21 protein-coding genes are annotated in these 18,052 nt (G+C 69.7%); 14 read left to right on the top strand and 7 right to left on the bottom strand.

The features are described 5' to 3' along the window. The first annotated feature begins 82 nt into the window (after window positions 1–82). The 4 genes from NUG20_RS21380 to NUG20_RS21395 are packed head-to-tail and all read left to right on the top strand — an operon-like array spanning window position 83 to window position 2,395. A complete protein-coding gene (locus NUG20_RS21380) occupies window positions 83–628 on the top strand; it encodes a phage tail protein (RefSeq protein ID WP_263396361.1) in 546 nt (181 codons plus the stop codon). Between the two features lie 56 nt (window positions 629–684). Then, complete coding sequence (locus NUG20_RS21385) at window positions 685–1,212, top strand: phage tail protein (protein ID WP_185814758.1); 528 nt, start codon at window positions 685–687, stop codon at window positions 1,210–1,212. Window positions 1,213–1,272: 60 nt separating this feature from the next. After that, window positions 1,273–1,812 (top strand): phage tail protein, encoded by a 540-nt coding sequence (locus tag NUG20_RS21390; protein ID WP_263396362.1) that lies wholly within the window; start codon window positions 1,273–1,275, stop codon window positions 1,810–1,812. Window positions 1,813–1,822: 10 nt separating this feature from the next. Then, window positions 1,823–2,395, top strand: coding sequence for a GNAT family N-acetyltransferase (locus tag NUG20_RS21395; protein ID WP_263396363.1), 573 nt, complete (start codon window positions 1,823–1,825; stop codon window positions 2,393–2,395). Here NUG20_RS21395 and NUG20_RS21400 read toward each other — a convergent pair. Beyond that, window positions 2,388–2,675, bottom strand: coding sequence for a DUF6916 family protein (locus NUG20_RS21400; RefSeq protein WP_263396364.1), 288 nt, complete (start codon window positions 2,673–2,675; stop codon window positions 2,388–2,390). The genes NUG20_RS21395 and NUG20_RS21400 overlap by 8 nt on opposite strands. Before the next feature lie 357 nt (window positions 2,676–3,032). Here NUG20_RS21400 and NUG20_RS21405 point away from each other — a divergent pair, with 357 nt between their 5' ends. The 7 genes from NUG20_RS21405 (at window position 3,033) to NUG20_RS21435 (ending at window position 7,575) form a co-directional block, all read left to right on the top strand. Beyond that, window positions 3,033–3,824 (top strand): ABC transporter ATP-binding protein, encoded by a 792-nt coding sequence (locus NUG20_RS21405; protein ID WP_263396365.1) that lies wholly within the window; start codon window positions 3,033–3,035, stop codon window positions 3,822–3,824. Next, window positions 3,824–4,573 carry an MlaE family lipid ABC transporter permease subunit gene (locus NUG20_RS21410; protein WP_003466288.1) on the top strand — a complete coding sequence of 250 codons (750 nt, stop codon included), beginning with the start codon at window positions 3,824–3,826 and terminating at the stop codon, window positions 4,571–4,573. The genes NUG20_RS21405 and NUG20_RS21410 overlap by 1 nt, the downstream gene beginning before the upstream one ends. Window positions 4,574–4,676: 103 nt before the next feature. After that, the gene (gene mlaD, locus NUG20_RS21415) at window positions 4,677–5,222 is read left to right on the top strand and encodes an outer membrane lipid asymmetry maintenance protein MlaD (RefSeq protein WP_263111720.1); all 546 of its coding nucleotides are present in this window, start codon (window positions 4,677–4,679) and stop codon (window positions 5,220–5,222) included. Next, entirely contained in the window at window positions 5,219–5,890 is a 672-nt protein-coding gene (locus tag NUG20_RS21420; protein ID WP_263396366.1) for an MlaC/ttg2D family ABC transporter substrate-binding protein, read from the top strand. Before mlaD ends, NUG20_RS21420 begins: the two co-directional genes overlap by 4 nt. A 7-nt stretch (window positions 5,891–5,897) precedes the next feature. After that, a complete protein-coding gene (locus tag NUG20_RS21425; protein ID WP_263398573.1) occupies window positions 5,898–6,194 on the top strand; it encodes an STAS domain-containing protein in 297 nt (98 codons plus the stop codon). 4 nt (window positions 6,195–6,198) lie between these two features. After that, window positions 6,199–7,272, top strand: a complete 1,074-nt coding sequence (locus NUG20_RS21430; protein WP_263396367.1) for an MlaA family lipoprotein — start codon at window positions 6,199–6,201, stop codon at window positions 7,270–7,272. 156 nt (window positions 7,273–7,428) lie between these two features. Further along, complete coding sequence (locus NUG20_RS21435; protein WP_263396368.1) at window positions 7,429–7,575, top strand: hypothetical protein; 147 nt, start codon at window positions 7,429–7,431, stop codon at window positions 7,573–7,575. A gap of 829 nt (window positions 7,576–8,404) precedes the next feature. Here NUG20_RS21435 and NUG20_RS21440 read toward each other — a convergent pair. The 3 genes from NUG20_RS21440 to rmuC form a co-directional block, all read right to left on the bottom strand. After that, window positions 8,405–8,947 (bottom strand): glutathione peroxidase, encoded by a 543-nt coding sequence (locus tag NUG20_RS21440; protein ID WP_263396369.1) that lies wholly within the window; start codon window positions 8,945–8,947, stop codon window positions 8,405–8,407. A 72-nt stretch (window positions 8,948–9,019) separates the two neighbouring features. Further along, the gene (locus NUG20_RS21445; RefSeq protein ID WP_263396370.1) at window positions 9,020–9,400 is read right to left on the bottom strand and encodes a hypothetical protein; all 381 of its coding nucleotides are present in this window, start codon (window positions 9,398–9,400) and stop codon (window positions 9,020–9,022) included. 83 nt (window positions 9,401–9,483) lie between these two features. Beyond that, the gene (gene rmuC, locus NUG20_RS21450; protein WP_263396371.1) at window positions 9,484–11,076 is read right to left on the bottom strand and encodes a DNA recombination protein RmuC; all 1,593 of its coding nucleotides are present in this window, start codon (window positions 11,074–11,076) and stop codon (window positions 9,484–9,486) included. Between the two features lie 166 nt (window positions 11,077–11,242). Between rmuC and NUG20_RS21455 the strand changes: the two genes are divergently transcribed. The 3 genes from NUG20_RS21455 to NUG20_RS21465 all read left to right on the top strand — a co-directional run bounded on the left by NUG20_RS21455 (window position 11,243) and on the right by NUG20_RS21465 (window position 14,129). After that, on the top strand, window positions 11,243–11,866 hold the full coding sequence (locus tag NUG20_RS21455) for a glutathione S-transferase family protein (protein ID WP_263396372.1): 624 nt from the start codon (window positions 11,243–11,245) through the stop codon (window positions 11,864–11,866). Between the two features lie 116 nt (window positions 11,867–11,982). Then, window positions 11,983–13,410: an amino acid permease gene (locus tag NUG20_RS21460; protein WP_263396373.1), complete on the top strand. Its 1,428-nt coding sequence runs from the start codon at window positions 11,983–11,985 to the stop codon at window positions 13,408–13,410. Beyond that, window positions 13,407–14,129, top strand: a complete 723-nt coding sequence (locus tag NUG20_RS21465; protein ID WP_263396374.1) for a DUF6882 domain-containing protein — start codon at window positions 13,407–13,409, stop codon at window positions 14,127–14,129. Before NUG20_RS21460 ends, NUG20_RS21465 begins: the two co-directional genes overlap by 4 nt. Window positions 14,130–14,679: 550 nt before the next feature. Here the strand turns inward: NUG20_RS21465 and NUG20_RS21470 are convergent. The 3 genes from NUG20_RS21470 to NUG20_RS21480 all read right to left on the bottom strand — a co-directional run bounded on the left by NUG20_RS21470 (window position 14,680) and on the right by NUG20_RS21480 (window position 17,898). Next, on the bottom strand, window positions 14,680–15,891 hold the full coding sequence (locus NUG20_RS21470) for an MFS transporter (RefSeq protein WP_263396375.1): 1,212 nt from the start codon (window positions 15,889–15,891) through the stop codon (window positions 14,680–14,682). Window positions 15,892–16,019: 128 nt separating this feature from the next. Beyond that, window positions 16,020–16,421: a DUF2628 domain-containing protein gene (locus NUG20_RS21475; protein WP_263396376.1), complete on the bottom strand. Its 402-nt coding sequence runs from the start codon at window positions 16,419–16,421 to the stop codon at window positions 16,020–16,022. A 331-nt stretch (window positions 16,422–16,752) separates the two neighbouring features. Further along, entirely contained in the window at window positions 16,753–17,898 is a 1,146-nt protein-coding gene (locus tag NUG20_RS21480) for a glycerate kinase (RefSeq protein ID WP_263396377.1), read from the bottom strand. Window positions 17,899–18,052 lie beyond the last annotated feature (154 nt).

Raw genomic sequence — 18,052 nt, forward strand, 5'->3', positions numbered from 1 at the left:
GCTTGTTTCGCGCAAGGGACGTGTTTAAGTGCGCTTGCGCCAGGCACGATGTCGGCGTCAAACCATTCGGGGGGAGATCCGCATGAGCGAGTTCTTCGTTGGTCAGATCATGATGACCGGCTTCGTTTTCGCGCCCAAGTATTTTGCGCAGTGCAACGGGCAGGTGCTGCCAATCAACCAGAACCAGGTGCTTTTCAGCCTGCTCGGCACCCGTTTCGGCGGCAATGGCAGCACCACCTTCGCGCTGCCGGACATGCGTGGGCGCACCCCGGTCGGCTTCTCGCCATCTGCCGATCCGGCCTGGCAACCGTCGCCGCTGCCGATGGGCCAGAGCGCCGGCGCCGAGAACGTCTCGCTGCTGCCAAGCAATCTGCCCGCGCACAATCATTTTCTGGAGTGTTCGAACACCACGGGCAACAACCGCAATCCCTCTGGCCGCTCGTTCGCCAACAACGCCAGCACCACCGGTCCGGCCACCGCGTTGTATGGGGCGCCCGGGACGCTGGTGGCGATGAATCCGGCGACGGTGGGTCCGGCCGGCGGCAGCCAGCCGCATCCGAACCTGCAGCCGTACACCACGATCAATTTCTGCATCGCGCTTAACGGCATCTTCCCCTCGCGCAGCTGAGCCCTCCATCCGCGCGCCGATGGCGCGCAGCGCCACCATCGACCAGGAAGGACACCATGGCAACTCCCTTCATCGGCGAGATCCGCATGTTCGGCTTCGGCCGCACCCCGCAGAACTGGCAGGCGTGCGACGGCAGCCTGTTGTCGATCTCCGAATACGAAGTCCTGTTCATGCTGATCGGTACCACCTACGGCGGCGATGGGCAGAACACGTTCGCGGTCCCGGACCTGCGTGGGCGCTTGCCGCTGCATCAGGGACAGGGACCGGGCCTGAGCAACTATGTCATCGCGCAAACCTCTGGCACCGAGACGGTCACGCTGACCGGCCTGCAGATGCCCGCGCACACGCATACGCTGGTGGCCACGACCGCCGCCGCCACTGCCACCGCACCGACCGGCCTGCTGCCCGGCACGGTCGCCGGCGACATGTTCTATGCGACCGACATCAGCGGCGTCGTTGCGTTGCCAATGGCGACGCAGTCGACCACGATCACGGGCGGCAGCCTGCCGCACGACAACGTCATGCCCACGTTGACGGTGCAGTACTGCATCTCCACCGCCGGCATCTTTCCGCAGCAGAGCTGACCCCATTCGCCGCGCCGCGCTCGCCGTGGTGCCTGCCCGTTCCACCGGAGGACCGCGTTCATGACCGAACCCTATATCGGCGAAATCCAGCTGTTCGGCTTCGACTTCAATCCCGTCGGCTGGGCGCTGTGCAACGGTGCCATGCTGCCGGTGCAGCAGAACACCACGCTGTACTCGCTGCTCGGCACGGCCTACGGCGGCAACGGCAGCACGACGTTCCAGCTGCCGAATTTCTGCGGGCGTGCCAGCTGCGAACAGGGCCAGGGGCCGGGATTGAGTAGCCGGCAGCGCGGCGACAGCTTCGGCTCGGCCGGAGTGAGCCTGTCGACCACGCAGATCCCGCCGCACCAGCACGGCATCACCGCGTTCTCGCAACCGGACCCGGCCAAGAGAACCGGGACCCCCGCCAACGGCGCGGCGCTGTCGTCGCTGGGCAGCGCTGCGGCGCGTCCGTTCGCGACGGTGGCGCAGCCCGAGGCCCAATTCTCGCCGGCGGCGCTGCTGCCCACCGGCAACGGCCTGGCGCACGAGAACCAGCAGCCCTACCTGGCGGTGAACTTCTGCATCGCGCTGTCGGGTGTCTACCCATCGTTCGACTGAGGCGACCCGCATGTCCGCCGCCGCCGGTACGCCGGCGCCGACTTTTCCGGCTGGACGCGAGCCCGTCGCCCAGCCGGGCATATTGCGCGCGCGCGGCATCGGCCTGCGCGCCGCACGCGAAGCCGACCTGCCCTGGCTGCGCGACCTGTACGCCAGCACCCGCAACGCGGAGCTGGCCGCTATCCCATGGCCGGACGCTGCCAAGCGCGCGTTCCTCGATCAGCAGTTCGCGCTGCAGCATGCGCACTATGTAAGCCACTTCGCCGACGCCGACTTCCTGATCGTGGAAACCGCGCAGGCGCCGCTGGGCAGGCTCTACCTGCAGCGCGGCGCGGCGCAACACGTGCTGGTCGACATCAGCCTGCTGCCGGTCTGGCGCGGGCAGGGCGTGGGCACCGCGCTGGTCGCGCACGCGCAAGCGCTGGCGGCCGCGGCCGGATGCCCGCTGTCGCTGCATGTGATGCATGCCAATCCCGCCGCACAGCGGCTGTACGCGCGGCTGGGCTTCCTCGCCGGCGACGCCAGCGAAACCCACCTGCAGATGCACTGGCGCGCCGCCTGCGCGGCGCCGGCGCTCAGTTGAACACGGCCTGGTACAGGAAGCCCTCGCGCTCGCGCGCCACCGGCACCAGGAAGATCCCCACTTCGCCCAGGCGCGCATGGCGCATGCGGTAGATCTGTTGCGGGAACAGGAACGAGGAGGTATTGCGGAACAGCAGCGAGAACGGCGCGCGCTGCGCGGGGGTCTTGATCGGCAAGGGCCGCGCCTCGACCAGCACGAAGGAGATCTCGCCCTCGTTCAACTCCGCCGCGAACGTCTCGTTCACGCTTCCGGCGAAATGTTCCAACGTCAGCAATTCCATGTACGACTCCCTGTCGCGGCGCCATCGCCTCGCGCATCGTGGCGGTCCGCGGCAGCGCGCACAAGGCCGGCGCGGCGCAGCGCCGACAGATCGGGCGCCGTCACGCTACAGTGGCTGCGCGCGCCACCGCATTGCATCGCAGGACCGGCATGGCGGCGTAAAGCGCAGCGCCTCGGAGCATCTGCCGAAGCCCGGCATGGAACCGGCCGGCCCAGACCCAAGACACGCTGTTGCATGTACGGCGTCCCCGGACCACGCGCACGCGGGCTTCACGGATGCGACAATACTGCACGGCCCAGTTCGGTTAAGTTCAGCGGACTGGCTCAATCCTGTGTTGATTTTTCGTTAAAGGCCGCGATGGCGTCTCCCGAATCCAACTTGGTGCAGCTGTCCGGCGTGCGCATCGACCGCGGCGGCCGCGCGATCCTGCGCGACGTCTCGCTGGCGGTGCCGCGCGGCAGCATCACCGCGGTGCTCGGCCCGTCGGGCAGCGGCAAGTCGACGCTGCTGGCGGCGCTGACCGGCGAGCTGGTCCCGGTCGCCGGCACGGTCGAGGTGTTCGGCCAGCCGCTGCCGCACGGCAGCCGCGCGCTGCGCGAGACGCGCAAGAGCATCGGCGTGCTGCTGCAGGGCAACGGCCTGCTGACCGACCTGAGCGTGGCCGAGAACGTGGCGCTGCCGCTGCGCGCCCACACCCGCCTGCCCGAACCGGTGCTGCAACGGCTGGTGGCGCTGAAGCTGCATGCGGTGGGCCTGCTCGCCGTCGCCGATGCATGGCCGCGCGAACTGTCCGGCGGCATGGCGCGGCGCGTGGCGCTGGCCCGCGCGCTGGCCCTTGACCCGCCGCTGATGATCTACGACGAACCGCTGACCGGGCTGGACCCGATCGCCTCCGGGGTGATCATGAGCCTGATCCAGCGCCTCAACGACACCCTCGGCCTGACCAGCATCATCGTCAGCCACCACGTCCACGAGACCCTGCCGATCTGCGACCAGGCGGTGGCCATCGCCAACGGCGGCGTGGTCTTCGCTGGGACCCCGGACGCGCTGCAGGCCAGCGCCGACCCGCTGCTGCAGCAGTTCCTGCACGGCCGCCCGGACGGTCCGATCCCGTTCGATGCGCCGGCGCGTGCGCGGAGCGCCGCCTGATGGGCGCCGTCGCCTCGATCCGCGCGCTCGGCCGTGCCGGGCTGTTCTCGATCACCGTGCTGCGCGGCTCGCTGCCGACCCGCGATTTCCTGGCCGAGCTGGTCCGCGAGATCTACAAGGTCGGCGCGCGCTCGCTGCCGATCATCGCCGTCGGCGGCGCCTTCGTCGGCCTGGTGCTGACCCTGCAGGGCTACCGCACGCTGCAGACCTACGGCGCCTCCGACGCCCTGTCCACGCTGCTGGGGCTGTCGCTGTACCGCGAGCTGGCGCCGGTGCTGACCGCGCTGCTGTTCATCGGCCGCGCCGGCAGCTCGATTGCCGCCGAACTGGGCCTGATGCGCGCCACCGACCAGATCAAGGCACTGGAGCTGATGGCGATCGACCCGGTGGCCAAGGCGGTGGCGCCGCGCTTCTGGGCGGCGGTGCTGACCGTGCCGCTGCTGACCGGCATCTTCTGCTCGCTGGCGATCAGCGCCAGCTACTTCGAGGCCGTGCACGTGCTGGGCCTGGACAAGGGCACGTTCTGGTCGGCGCTGTCGAGCAGCGTGGATTTCTGGGACGACTTCGGCGTGGCGATGCTGAAGTCGGCGGTGTTCGGCGGTACCGCGGCGCTGGTCGCCTCGTACGTCGGTTTCCATGCCGAGCCGACCATCGAGGGCACCTCGGTGGCCACCACCCGCGCGGTGGTGAACGCCTCGCTGCTGGTGCTGATGTTCAATTTCGTGTTGTCGGCGCTGCTGTTCCAGTAGGAACCGCACGCCGCACCGAGGCCCGCCGTCGCCGGCGGGTCACCGCTTTAACGGCCCCGGCACTGTCGCCGCGGCCCGGATGAATCAACAAGGTAGACACGTTATGGCTATCCGTGGTCCCCGTCTCGAGTTCGCCGTCGGCGCCTTTCTGCTGCTGGGCCTGGCCTCGCTGCTGGTGCTGGCGCTCGCCTCCACCAACCGCCAGTGGGGGTTCGGCGGCGGCCGCTACGAGCTGACCGCCCGGTTCTCGCAGATCGGCCAGCTGCGCCAGCAGGCGCCGGTGAAGATCGGCGGGGTGATCATCGGCCAGGTGGCCAAGATCGAGCTGGACCCGGCCAAGTTCGACTCGGTGGTGACCCTGGCCATCGACGACCGCTACAAGGACCTGCCGGCCGACACCTCGGCCGGTATCCTGACCAGCGGCCTGCTCGGCGAAAGCTATGTCGGGCTGCAGCCCGGCGGCGATCCGGACACGCTCAAGCCGGGCCAGGAGATCGCCTTCACCCAGCCGGCGGTGGACCTGATCCAGTTGGTCGGCAAGTACATGTTCGGCGGCGGCAGCGGCGGAAGTAACACCGGCGCGACACCCGCTGCCGCATCCTCCGCGAACAGCCCCACTCCCTCTACGGAAACGGAACCCAAGCCATGACCAATAAACTGCTCTCCGCCGCTCTCGCCGCTGCGCTGGCCGTCGCCGCCCCCGCCGTCGCGCTGGCGCAGGCCGCGCCCGCCGGCGCCGCCGCCGCCCAGCAGGGTTCGGCCAGCAAGGTCGTGCTCGACAACAGCACCCGCATCCTGGCCACGCTGGAACAGCGCCGCGCCGAGTTCAAGAGCAACAACGCCGCGCTCAAGCAGTTCATCGACAGCGAGATGAACAAGTCCTTCGACCGCGACTATGCCGCGCGCCTGGTGCTCGGCGTGCACGGCCGCGGCGCCTCCGATGCCGACGTCAAGCTGTTCGCCGATGCGATGGCCGACAACCTGATGCAGCGCTACGGCACCTCGCTGCTGACCTTCGAAGGCAAGCCGCAGGTACGGGTGAAGTCGGAAACCCCGCTGCCGGGCGGTCGCGGCGCCAAGGTCTCCACCGAACTGCTGCGCAGCGGCGGCGACCCGATCCCGGTCGACTACCTGGTGCGCAATACCGGCGGCAACTGGAAGATCTTCGACGTGATGGTGGAAGGCGTGTCGTACGTGCAGACCTTCCGCAACCAGTTCGACACCCCGCTGCGCACCAAGTCGATCCCGCAGGTCGCGGCCGACCTGCGCAACGGCGCGCTGCAGGTCGCACCGGCGAGCAGCAGTGACAAGAAGTGAGCCACGCCTGCGTCGCGACGGCGACACGCTCGCGCTGAGCGGCGTGCTCGACCGCGCCGCCGCCACCGCGTTGTGGCCGGCGGCGCTGCCGCTGCTGGCCGGCGCGCGCGCGCTGGATCTGCGCGAGGTATCGCGGGTGGACAGCGCCGGCCTGGCGCTGCTCGCCGAACTGGCCGCACGCCTGCGTGCGCAGGGCCAGGCCGAGGTCGCCATCCACGGCGCCCCGGCCGGCCTGACCGAATTGAGTGCCGCCTACCGGCTGGCCTCGACCCTGGATTTCCAATCTCCCCCGGCGGCGAGCTGATCCCATGAACGTGCTGCGTATTCTCACTTCCCTGGCCCTGGTCGCCGCCCTGGGCGCCTGTGCCGGCGCTCCCAAACGCACGCCACCGCCGCCGCAAGCGGCCGTGGCCACCCCCGAGGCGATGCCCGCCGACACGGCTGCCGCCGATGACGCGCGCGCCGCCGAGGCCGCGACGCAGGCCGCCGCCGAAGCCCAGGCGGCACAGGCACCCGCCGCCGGCGAGGCGATGGCCGCTGCTGCGGGCACACCGCCGACCGGCGGCGCCGAGACCGCGGCCGAGGACGACTATGCCGCGCTGTACGGCAGCGACCCGTACAACCCGGTCGCCGACCCGACGCTGCCGGCCGGCGTCGCCGTGCCGCAGAGTTTCGACCCGTGGGAGAAGTTCAACCGCAAGGTCCACACCTTCAACAACGTGGTCGACCGCGCAGTGGCGCGGCCGCTGGCGCGCGCCTACGTCAACGTGGTGCCGCGGCCGGTGCGGCTGGGCGTGACCAACTTCTTCGACAACCTCAGTTCGCCGCTGACCATGGTCAACCAGCTGCTGCAGGGCCGGCCGTTGCAGGCCGGACAGACCCTGGGCCGGTTCCTGATGAACAGCACGCTGGGCATCGCCGGCATCTTCGACCCGGCCAGCGACGCCAAGCTGCCGCGGCGCAGCGAGGACTTCGGCCAGACGCTCGGCGCCTGGGGCTGGCGCCGCTCGCGCTACGTGGAGCTGCCGCTGTTCGGGCCGCGCACGGTCCGCGACGTCTTCGGCCTGGCCGGCGACGCGCCGCTGTCGCCGTTGCGGCAGATCGAGGAAGACACGGTGCGCATCGGCCTGCAGGGCCTGCAGTTGGTGGACACTCGCGCGCAGCTGCTGTCGCTGGACAGCCTGCGCGACGAGGCGCCCGACGAGTACCAGCTGACCCGCGACGCGTGGATGCAGCGCCGCAGCTACCAGATCGAAGGCGACCTGCACACGCACAAGCGCCAGGACAACGATCTGCCCGACTATCTGCGCGAGGAAGAGACCAATCCGACCGTGCCGGTGGACGCGATGCCGATCCCGGAGTGGCGCGGCGGCAGCCGCTGAGGCTGGCGCGCTCGCGGCGATACGAAAAAACCCGGCTTCGGCCGGGTTTTTTTGTGGCTGAATCCTTCTGCCATCCCGCTGTGGGGGCATCGCGATCGTGAGAGAGCATTGCGGCGCGATTTGCGGCGCAGGACGCCCGGCGGCATCGCGGATGCCATGCATGCCGTGCACGCAGCAGGCTTCGCTATTGCCGTTGCTATTGCCGTTGCTATTGCCGTTGCTATTGCCGTTGCTCTTGCGTTGCTCTTGCCGTTGTTCTTGCCGTTGCTCCTGCTGTCGCTCCTGCTGTTGCTTAGCTTTTGATTTACCGGGCCCCCTCAGCGCGGCAGGCCCGGCGGGCGAATACCCGAAGGGCGGCGCGCAGGATGCGCGCCGTTTTTCGCCGGCACATGGATGTGCCGTCGAAAAATGCCCGTTGGGACTGCGGACCTGGAGCGCGAAGCGCGGAAGGCGCGCTGCGGGGTGTGCTTTCTTTTGGTTACTTTTCTTTGCACAAGCAAAGAAAAGTGACCCGCGCCAGCGGAAGCTGTTGCTCTTGCTCCAAAGCTTCAAAGCTTCAAATTTGAGTGCCAGAACCAAGACAACGGCAAAGGCAAAGCTTTCGCCTTGCGGCGAGTCACTTTTCTTTGCTCGCGCAAAGAAAAGTAACCAAAAGAAAGCGCGCCCTGCCTACGCGCCCTCCGCGCTGCGCGCTCCGGGTCCGCGGATGCACCGGGGATTCGCGGAAGGGGCATCCTGCCCCTGCCGCGAACGGCGCACATCCATGTGCGCCGCCCCTTCGGGGTTTTTCCCCGGTCCATCCGCCGCTGCGGAAGGGAACCCGGTAAGTCAAAAGCAACAGCCAAAGCCAAGCCAAAGCCGAAGCCGAAGCGACAGCAAAGGCGACGCCGCGAGCTGCATGCACTCGCGACGCAGCACAATCCGCAATGGCAGGCGCGCGCGTCCGCCGCCTGGATCAGCGACGAGCGCCAGCTGCGTGACTACTGTGGGAGCGGCTTCAGCCGCGACGAGCGGAGCCGGAACCGCAAGGGGTGCGATGGCTCCTCGGGTCCGATGGCCGAGCCACCCGGAGCCAAAACAGCGCATCCGGATAGCCAGGCATGGCCTTGCGGCAGCGAACGCCGCAGGCCGTTTACGCCAGCGCCGCCTCGATCGCCGTGCGCAGGCGCGGATCCTCGGCCGTCACGTCCGGCGCGAAGCGGCCGACGACCTGGCCGTCGCGGCCGACCAGGAACTTCTCGAAGTTCCACAGCACGCCCGGCGCCGGGTTGGGCTCGATGCCGTAGCCGAGCAGCTTCTCGCGCATCGGGCCCTCGCCCTCGGTGTGCGGCTGCGCATCGATCAGCGCGCGGTACAGCGGATGCGTCGCCTCTCCGGTGACCGCGATCTTGGCGAACATCGGGAATGTCACGTCGTAGGTGAGCTGGCAGAACTGCTGGATCTCCGCCTCGCTGCCCGGCTCCTGGCCCTTGAAGTCATTGGCGGGAAAACCGAGCACTTCCAGCCCGTCGGCCTGCTTTTCGCGGTACAGCGCCTCCAGCCCTTCGTACTGCTTGGTCAGCCCGCACTTGGAGGCGACGTTGACCAGCAGCAGCACCTTGCCGCGATGCTCGGCCAGCGACGCGGGCTGGCCTTCGATGGTGGTCAGCGGGATGTCCTGGATCGACTGGTGCATGCGCGGCTCCTAACAACGGGTGGGAGCGCAAGCATAGGCGCATGACCACGCCGCGGCCATGGCGCGACGGGTTCAGTCGACGCAGATCTGCGAAGCGCCCACGCCGCCCTGCACTTGCTGCCGGCAGCCGAAATTCTCGCTGATGTCGCGCTGGCACACGCCCTGGGCGGCGGTGCCGGTCGGCACCGGCGTCACCGCCAGGCAATCGCCGCGGCACTGGCCGCTGTCGCTACAGGTCTTGCCGGCGTCGGCGAACGGAACCACGCATTTGAGCAGGCCGCGCCGGCCGAGCGGACGCAGGCTGCCGCCCTGCGCGGTGCACGCCGCAGCGTCCGGCGCCGCCTCGGCGCCATCGCTGCCGGACTGCGCTGCGGGCGTGGCATGCGGGGTCGGGCCGCTGGCGCAGGCGGCCAGCAGCAGGCAGGACAACAGGGTGGACCAGCGCATCGACATCGGCGTCTCCATTCGGACAGGGTTGCGATGCTCAGTATCGCAGCGCGCGCGTTGCGGCGGATGCAGGACCGTGCGCGATGCGCTCACTCCTGTTCGTCGCGCGCGGCATCCTCGTCCGGATCCGGATCGGCGATCGGCAGTTCCAGATCGAGCAGCGGCGCCAGCTGCGCATCGGCCAACGTCTCCACCCCGCGCAGGCGGCGCTCGATGGTGCGGGTCTTGCGGCTGGCATCGCCCAGGCTCTTGCCGACGGTGCTGATCTGCTTTTCGGCCTTTTCCAGGATGCCGGCGAACTTGCCGAACTCGCTCTTGACCGCCGCCAGCACGCCCCACACTTCGCTGGAACGCTTCTCGATGGCCAGCGTGCGAAAGCCCATCTGCAGGCTGTTGAGCAACGCAGTGACGGTGGTGGGGCCGGCGATGACGATGCGGTGCTCGCGCTGCAGCAGGTCGGCCAAGCCGGGCCGGCGCAGGGTTTCGGCGTACAGGCCTTCGGTGGGCAGGAACATCACCGCGAAGTCGGTGGTGTGCGGCGGCGCGATGTACTTGTCGCTGATCGACTTGGCCTGCACCCGGATCGCGCGTTCCAGTTGCGCGCCCATCGTCAGCACCAGGTCCGGATCGCCCTGTTCCTGCGCGTCGAGCAGCCGCTCGTAGTCCTCGCGCGGGAACTTGGCGTCGATCGGCAGCCACACCGGCGTGTCCTCGTGGCCGCGGCCGGGCAGGCGCACCGCGAAATCGACCATCTCGTTGCGCTCCGGGCGCACCTTCACGCCGCGCGCGTACTGCTCCTGGGTCAGGGTCTGCTCGAGGATGTTCTCCAGCTGCACCTCGCCCCAGCCGCCGCGGTTCTTGACGTTGCTCAGCACGCGCTTGAGGTCGCCGACGCCGGTGGCCAGCTGCTGCATTTCGCCCAGCCCGCGCTGGACCTGCTCGAGCCGCTCGGAGACCAGCTTGAACGACGCATCCAGGCGCGTGTTGAGCGTGGTCTGCAGCTTCTCGTCGACGGTGCCGCGCATCTGCTCGAGCTTGGCCGCGTTGTCGGCCTGCAGTTCCTTCAGCCGCTCTTCCAGGGTGGCGCGCATCTCACCGATGCGCTGCTCGTTGCGCTGGATCAGTTCGTTGAGCCGCTGGCCGAGCGCGTCGGCGAAGCGCTGCTGCGATTCGGCGCCTTCCAGACGCCCGCGGCGCGCATCCTCGACCAGGGTTTCGCGCAATCCGGTCAGGTGCGCGTCGATGCGCGCGATCAGCTCGCTCTGTTGCTGGCCGAAGTGCAGCATGCGCGCGTCCTGCTGCTGACCGAACGCGTCGAGCTGGCCGCGCATTTCGAGCAGGCGCTGGTTGAGCAGTTCGGCCACGCGCTGCTGCGCCTCGCCGGCCTCGACCCGGCCGCGGCGCGCGTCCTCAGTCAGCGCCTCGCGCAGCAGGTCCAGGCGCTGGTCGGTGCGGGTGGACAGGTCGGCCAGATGGCGGGCGAAGCCCTCGCTGCGCGCGTCCTGCTGCCGCGCCAGGCTGTCGAGCTGCTCGCGCAGTTCGCCGCGGCCGCTGCGCTGTTCCTCGCGCAGGGCCTGTTCCAGCGCCGCGGGATTGTTCCGGCGCAACAGCAGCGCCAGCAACAGCACGATGACCGCGCACAGCAGGCCGGCCAGGATCAGGAAATGGGGATCGGTTTGCATGCCGCCAGTGTAGCCGGCCGCGTCGCAGCAGCTGCGCCACGGCCGCGCGTCGGCCACGCCCTGACCAGCATGTCGCGCTGAGCGTGCGCGCTGCTGGCGAGCGCGACGCATTGCGCACGATGCCGCGCTGGTGCACGCTCGGCCGCCCCACACTCGGCCCGACCGCATGCTCACCCTGTACGGCAAGTCGTCCTCGATCAACGTGCGCAAGGTGCTGTGGCTGTGCGCGGAACTGGACCTGGCGATCGAACAGCTGCCCTATGGCGCCGGCTTCGCCGCGGTGGACACGCCGGCGTTCCGTGCGTTGAATCCGAACGCGCTGGTCCCGGTGCTGCGCGACGGCGACTTCGTGCTGTGGGAGTCCAACAGCATCTGCCGCTACCTGGCGGCGCGCCAGGGGCGCAGCGACCTGCTGCCGGCCGCCGCGCAGGGTCGCGCCCACGTCGAGCAATGGATGGACTGGCAGGCCACCGAATTGAACAACGCCTGGCGCTACGCGTTCATGGCATTGGTGCGCGACAGCCCCGACCATCGCGACGCCACGGCGATCGCGCGCAGCACGGCGGACTGGCACCGGCACATGGGCATTCTCGACGCGCAGCTGCAGCGCACCGGCGCCTATGCGGCGGGCGCGGACTTCACCCTGGCCGACATCGTGCTCGGCCTGGCCACCCAGCGCTGGATGGCCACGCCGATGCCGCGCCCGACGCTGACGGCGGTGGAGGCGTACCACGAGCGGCTGTCGGCGCGTCCCGGGTTCCTGGCGCACGGGCGCAACGGCCTGCCCTGACCGCGCCGTCGTGCAGGGCGCGCCGCCGCGATGCCGTCCGCCACGCGCTCCCGTAGCTTTGCTGCACCGCATTGGGCGACACTCGCGGGCTTGTCCCATCGCTTCCCGAGGCCCGCATGTCGTTCCTGTTCCGGCGCAAGTCGCTCGATCTGGTCACCGTCCACGAGGCCGGGCGCCGACTGGTGCCCACGCTGAGCTGGCCGCACCTGGTGGCACTGGGCATCGGCGCGATCGTCGGCACCGGCATCTACACCCTGATCGGGGTCGGCGCCGACAAGGCCGGCCCGGCGGTGCTGCTGTCGTTCGCGGTGGCCGGGGCGATCTGCGCCTGCGCCGCGCTGGCCTATGCGGAGATGGCGACGATGATGCCGGCCGCCGGCAGCGCCTATACCTACAGCTACATCGCGCTCGGCGAGAGCATCGCCTGGGTGGTGGGCTGGAGCCTGATCCTGGAGTACTCGCTGGTGGTCAGCACGGTGGCGGTGGGCTGGTCCGGCTATGCGGTGGGCTTCCTCAAGGGCGTGGGCGTGGACCTGCCGCTATGGCTGACCGCCGGGCCGCACGTGCCGGGCGGATTCGTCAACCTGCCGGCGGTGCTGATCACCTTCGTCGTCGCCGGCATGCTGATGCTCGGCACCCAGGCCAGCGCCACCGTCAACGCGGTGCTGGTGGCGGTGAAGATCGTCGCCCTAACCGTGTTCGTGGTGATCGCGCTGCCGCATTTCGACAGCGCGCGGATGGAGCCGTTCATGCCGTTCGGCTTCGCCAAGACGATGGGCGCCGACGGCGTCGAACGCGGGGTGATGGCCGCGGCGGCGATCATCTTCTTCGCCTTCTACGGCTTCGATGCGATCTCCACCGCGGCCGAGGAAACCAAGAAACCCGAGCGCGACCTGGCGATCGGCATCCTCGGCTCGATGGTCGGCTGCACGCTGATCTACGTGCTGGTGGCGCTGTCCGCGGTCGGCGCGATGAGCTACACGGTGTTCGGGCAGAGCGCCGAGCCGCTGGCGCTGATCCTGCGCGAACTCGGCCAGGGCAAGGCGGCGACGCTGATCGCCGCGGCCGCGGTGATCGCGTTGCCGACGGTGCTGCTGGCGTTCCTGTACGGGCAGAGCCGGATCTTCTTCGTGATGTCGCGCGACGGGCTGCTGCCGCGCGGGCTGTCCAAGGTCAGCGCGCGCACCGGCACGCCGGTGGCGACCACGCTGTTCACCGCGATCCTGGTGGCGGCGCTGGCCGGCGTGGCGCGGCTGGACGAGATCGCCGCGCTGGCCAACGCCGGTACCCTGGCCGCGTTCATCGCGGTGGCCGCGTGCCTGCTGGTGCTGCGCGTGCGCGAGCCCAACCGGGTGCGCAAGTTCCGCACGCCACTGGCGTGGGTGGTCGCGCCGCTGGCGATCGGCGGCTGCCTGTACCTGTTCTGGAGCCTGCCGCACACCACGCAGAAATGGTTCGCGCTGTGGAACGCGATCGGCGTGGTCGCCTACCTGCTGTACGGGCGCCGCCACAGCCTGCTGCGGCGCGAGGCGCCGCGGCCGTGACGCCGTCCTTCCAGGCGCTGCTGGCGCGCCACATCGGCACCGCCTTCGCCCGGCAGATGGCGTTGGCCGACGTGCTCGGCGAACGCGGCTGGCGCCTGGATCTGGCCGAGGGCATTGCGCACTTCGACGACGACCTGCACTTCCCGGTCCAGCTGCTGGGCAGCGCCGCCGAGGACAGCGCCAGTTGGCTGTGGGCCTGGGCCAACACCGCCAGCAACCTGCCGGAGAACCTGCTGGTCGCGGCGAACGCGCTGCGCGAAATTGGCGAACGCGAGGGTCCGGCCGAACTGGCCACCGCGTCGCTGCCGCTGGACGACGACGGCCACACGCTGGCCCTGCTCGCCGCCGCACTCAGCGTGCAGTGCTACTACCGCGGCCCGTATCGCGGCGGCGCGCTGTTCTTCCTGCTCGACGACGTTCCCGCCAGCGTGTTCGCGCCGTGCGACGATGCGCGCGTGCTCAGCCTGCTCGGACAATTGGTCGCGCAGTTCCCGCTCGATCACCGTGCGATGACCGAGGGCTTTCTCGACGACCAGGAGTATGCGTTGCAGCGCGAATCCGGGCAGACCGTGGCCACGCGTGGCGGCAGCCGGATCACCCTCGCCTTCGACGCGCTGGGTCGCCTGGCCCAAGTGCAGGGCAGCCTCGCGCCGCAGCAAGCCACCACGGTGGCGGCGGCGGACAAGCCGGCGCCGAAATGGCAGTTCTGGAAAAAGTAACAACGCCACGCATAGCCCCTCTCCCCTCGGGAGAGGGGTTGGGGTGAGGGTCCGGCGCGAAGCGTCTCGCGGAGTTTGGATACACGAGGCTGCGCCCGCACCCTCATCCGCCCCTGCGGGGCACCTTCTCCCGATGGGAGAAGGGAACAGCCATAGCCCCTCTCCCACCGGGAGAGGGGTTGGGGTGAGGGTACGGCGCGAAGCGTCTCGCGGAGTTTGGATACACGAGGCTGCGCCCGTACCCTCATCCGCCCCTGCGGGGCACCTTCTCCCGATGGGAGAAGGAACAGCCGTAGCCCCTCTCCCACCGGGAGAGGGGTGGGGTGAGGGTACGGCGCGAAAGCGTCTCGTCGCGTTTGGGTGCACGAGGCTGCGCCCGTGCCCTCATTTGCCCCTGCGCGCCACCTTCCCCCGAAAAGGGAGCCATGTCCCGACGGGAGAAGGTACAAATTTCACGGCGCCGCGGCCTGCCAGTTGCCACAAATGCATGCCTTGAAACGGATGCGAGCATCACCCGATCCAAGCAGAAAACAGCGCACCGGGCACGCGCTCAGCGCGCCGCCACCGCCGCCCGCCGGACTTCGCTGAAGTAGAACAGCAGCGCGGCCACGCCGAAGCCGGCGCCGAGCAGCGACAGTCCCGGCCAGCCGGCGTAGGCGAACACCGCCGCAGCCAACAACGAACCGGCCGCGCCGCACAGGAACACCGAGGTCATGAACAGGCCGTTGAGGCGGCCACGCTGTTCCGGTGCAAGCATGTAGATGCTGCGCAGGCTCAGCACCTGGCACACCTGCACCGCCGCATCCAGGACCAGCGCGGCGACCACCAGCCACAGCAGCGCATGCGCGTGCGCGGCCCAGGCGCCGATGCCGAAGGACAGGGCTGCCGCGGTCAGCGCCCAACCGGTAGCCGGGCGGGTCCAGCCGCGGTCGGCCATGCGTCCGGCGAGCGGCGCGACCAGGGCGCCGGCGGCACCGGCCAGCGCGAACAGCGCGATATGCCGCTGGTCCATGCCGAAGGACTGCGCCAGCAGCAGCGGCGAGCCGGTCCAGAACACGTTGAACGCGGCGAACATCATGCCCTGGTAGAACGCGCGCCGGCGCAGCAGCGGGGTGTCGGCATACAGCCGCGGCAACGAGGCCAGCACCGCCGCATAGGACGCGCGCTGCGCAGGCCGCCGCTGCGGCAGGCGCCAGCGCAGCACCGCCATCAGCAACAGCATCATGCCGGCGGACAGGAAGAACACCGCGCGCCAGCCCAGGGTGGCAGCGACGAAACTGGAGAACGGCCGCGCCAGCATGATCCCGGCCAGCAGCCCGCCCATCACCGTGCCGACCACGCGGCCGCGGCTGGCCTCCGGCGCCAGGTGCGAGGCGAACGGCACCAGGATCTGCGTAGCCACGGCGCACACGCCGACCACGAACGAGCCGATCAAAAAGCCGGCGGCCGACTGCGACAGGCCGATGCCGACCAGGCCCAGCACCACCCCGCCCAGCAGCAGGATCGCCAGGCGCCGGTTCTCGGCCACGTCCGCCAGCGGCACCAGCAACAGCAGGCCGGCGCCGTAGCCGAGCTGGGTCAGCGCCACGATCAACCCGGCCAGGCCCGCGTGCAGGCGCAGTTCCGGCGCGATGATGCCGATCAGCGGCTGCGAGAAGTAGATGTTGGCCACCGCCAGGCCGCAGGCGGCGGCGAACAGCGCGATCAGGCCGGAGGACAGGCCGGCGGGTGCCGCAGCGGCCCGGGACGCAGGAGGGGACATGGGAACCTGAAGCCGGGACTCGGGACTCGGGACTGGGGACCCGGAAGAGCAAAAGCATAAGGCAAAGCGCCGCGGCGCCGCTTTTCCGGGTCCCGAGTCCCGAGTCCCCGGTCCCGGCTACATCCCGCTTACCACCAGCGCATGCCTTCGAAGGGGTTCCAGCTGGTGCTGCCCTTCTTCACTTCCAGGTAGTAGGCGTAGTTGGCGATCATGCCGACCAGCACCGCATAGGCCACGCTCAGGCCGTTGATGACCATGTTCGGCAGGAAGAACGACAGCACGCCGATCGCCACCGAGATGCCGATCAGCACGATCGCCTTGCGCCACAGGCCGAGGATGAAGAAATAGATCCAGCCGAAGAAGAACGCGAAGAAGTTCATGTTGATCTTCAGGCGTTCGCCGAACGACAGGGCCTTGAACGCCGGCTTGAAGCCGGGCGAGGCCGGTCCGCCGTGGCGATCGAAGAAGTCGAAGCGGAACTGCCACTTCGGGCTGAGCGGCGCGCGCTCGGGAAGGTTCTGGGTGCTCATGCAGGTCAATTCCTTTTTGTAATCGTTTTCATTGTAGCTGAATAGGCTGCTGCGAGGCCATGCGCGCAGGTGGTGACTGCTGTCGGCAGCAGCCTTTGCGACGCCGGAGCCAGGCGCTCGCGGAACCGCGGACGAGGTTGCGCTGGCCACCGCACCTGGGCGCCAGGCCGGCTCGTTGCCGCTCGTTGGCATGGCCTGATCGTGCCGGGGCGCAGCAGATCCCCATCGCAGCGAAGAACGGCTGCTGCTCCGCCCGTGGAAGCGCAGGCCTCGGACGTGCAACCGCGTCCGGCCTATCAACCCGATTCGAGCGCGCGCGCCTGCGCGCCGCTCACTTCCCCAGATCGCGGCCGATCCGGATCGCTTCGGCCACGTTGCGCGCCGCCCTGCGCAGGTTCGCCCCCGCCTCGGCCAGCGCCTGCTCCAGCGTGCAGGGGCGTGGCACCGCGCCGAACATCGCATCGATGCCATGCGCATGCAGCAGCGCCGCGTCGGCGCCCAGGCCGCCGCCGATCGCCACCACCGGTTTGCCGTGGCGCTTGGCGATGCGGGCCACGCCGAGCGGCGTCTTGCCGCGCGCGCTCTGGCTGTCCAGCCGGCCCTCGCCGGTGACGACCAGATCGGCAGCGGCCACCAGCGCCTCCAGTCCCAGCGCCTCGGCGACGATGTCCGCGCCCGGGCGCAACTGCGCGCCCAGGAACGCGACCAGCGCCGCGGCCAGGCCGCCGCCGGCACCCGCGCCGGGCAGCGCGGCGATCGCGATGCCCAGGTCGGCGTCGATCACCGCGGCGTAGTGGGACAGGTTGGCGTCGAGCTGCGCGACCTGCGCCGGGGTGGCGCCCTTCTGCGGCCCGAACACCGCAGAGGCGCCTGCGGGCCCGGTCAGCGGATTGTCGACATCGCAGGCGACCTGGATGTCGCAGTGCCGCAACCGCGGATCCAGGCCGGTCGCATCGATCCGCGCAAGCGCGGCCAGCGCACCGCCGCCGGCGCCGAGCTCACGGCCCTGCGCGTCGAGCAATCGCACGCCCAGGGCCTGCGCCATGCCAGCGCCGCCATCGTTGCTGGCGCTGCCGCCGACTCCGACGACGATGCTGCGCGCGCCGGCGTCCAGCGCCGCCAGGATCAATTCGCCGACGCCGTAGCTGGTGGCGGCGAGCGCATCGCGCCGCGCCGGCGGCAGCAACGCCAGCCCGCTCGCCGCGGCCATCTCGACGATGGCGGTGCGGCCATCGCCGCTCATGCCGAAGAAGGCCTCCACCGGCGCGCCCAGCGGTCCGGTCGCCGTGTGTGGGACGCGACGCCCGCCGGTGGCCGCGACCAGCGCCGCGACCGTACCCTCGCCGCCGTCGGCGACCGGCACCTTGACGTAGGTCCACGTCGGAAACACGTCGCGAAACCCCGCCTCGATCTGCGTGGCCACTTCCAGCGCGGACAGGCTTTCCTTGAACGAATCCGGTGCGATGACGATCTTCATGGTCGCCCCGATGCTAGCCGATGCCGCGCGTCGCGAGCGCTGCAGGCCATGCGCGTGACCACGCGGGTCGCGCTCGCTCGCGCGACAGCTACAGGCGTTGGCACGGCCAGCCGATCCACGCCGAGCGCGCGGCAATGCGCCCGTTCCGATCGAA

The organism is Xanthomonas sp. CFBP 8443 (assembly GCF_025666195.1).
Classification (GTDB): domain Bacteria; phylum Pseudomonadota; class Gammaproteobacteria; order Xanthomonadales; family Xanthomonadaceae; genus Xanthomonas_A.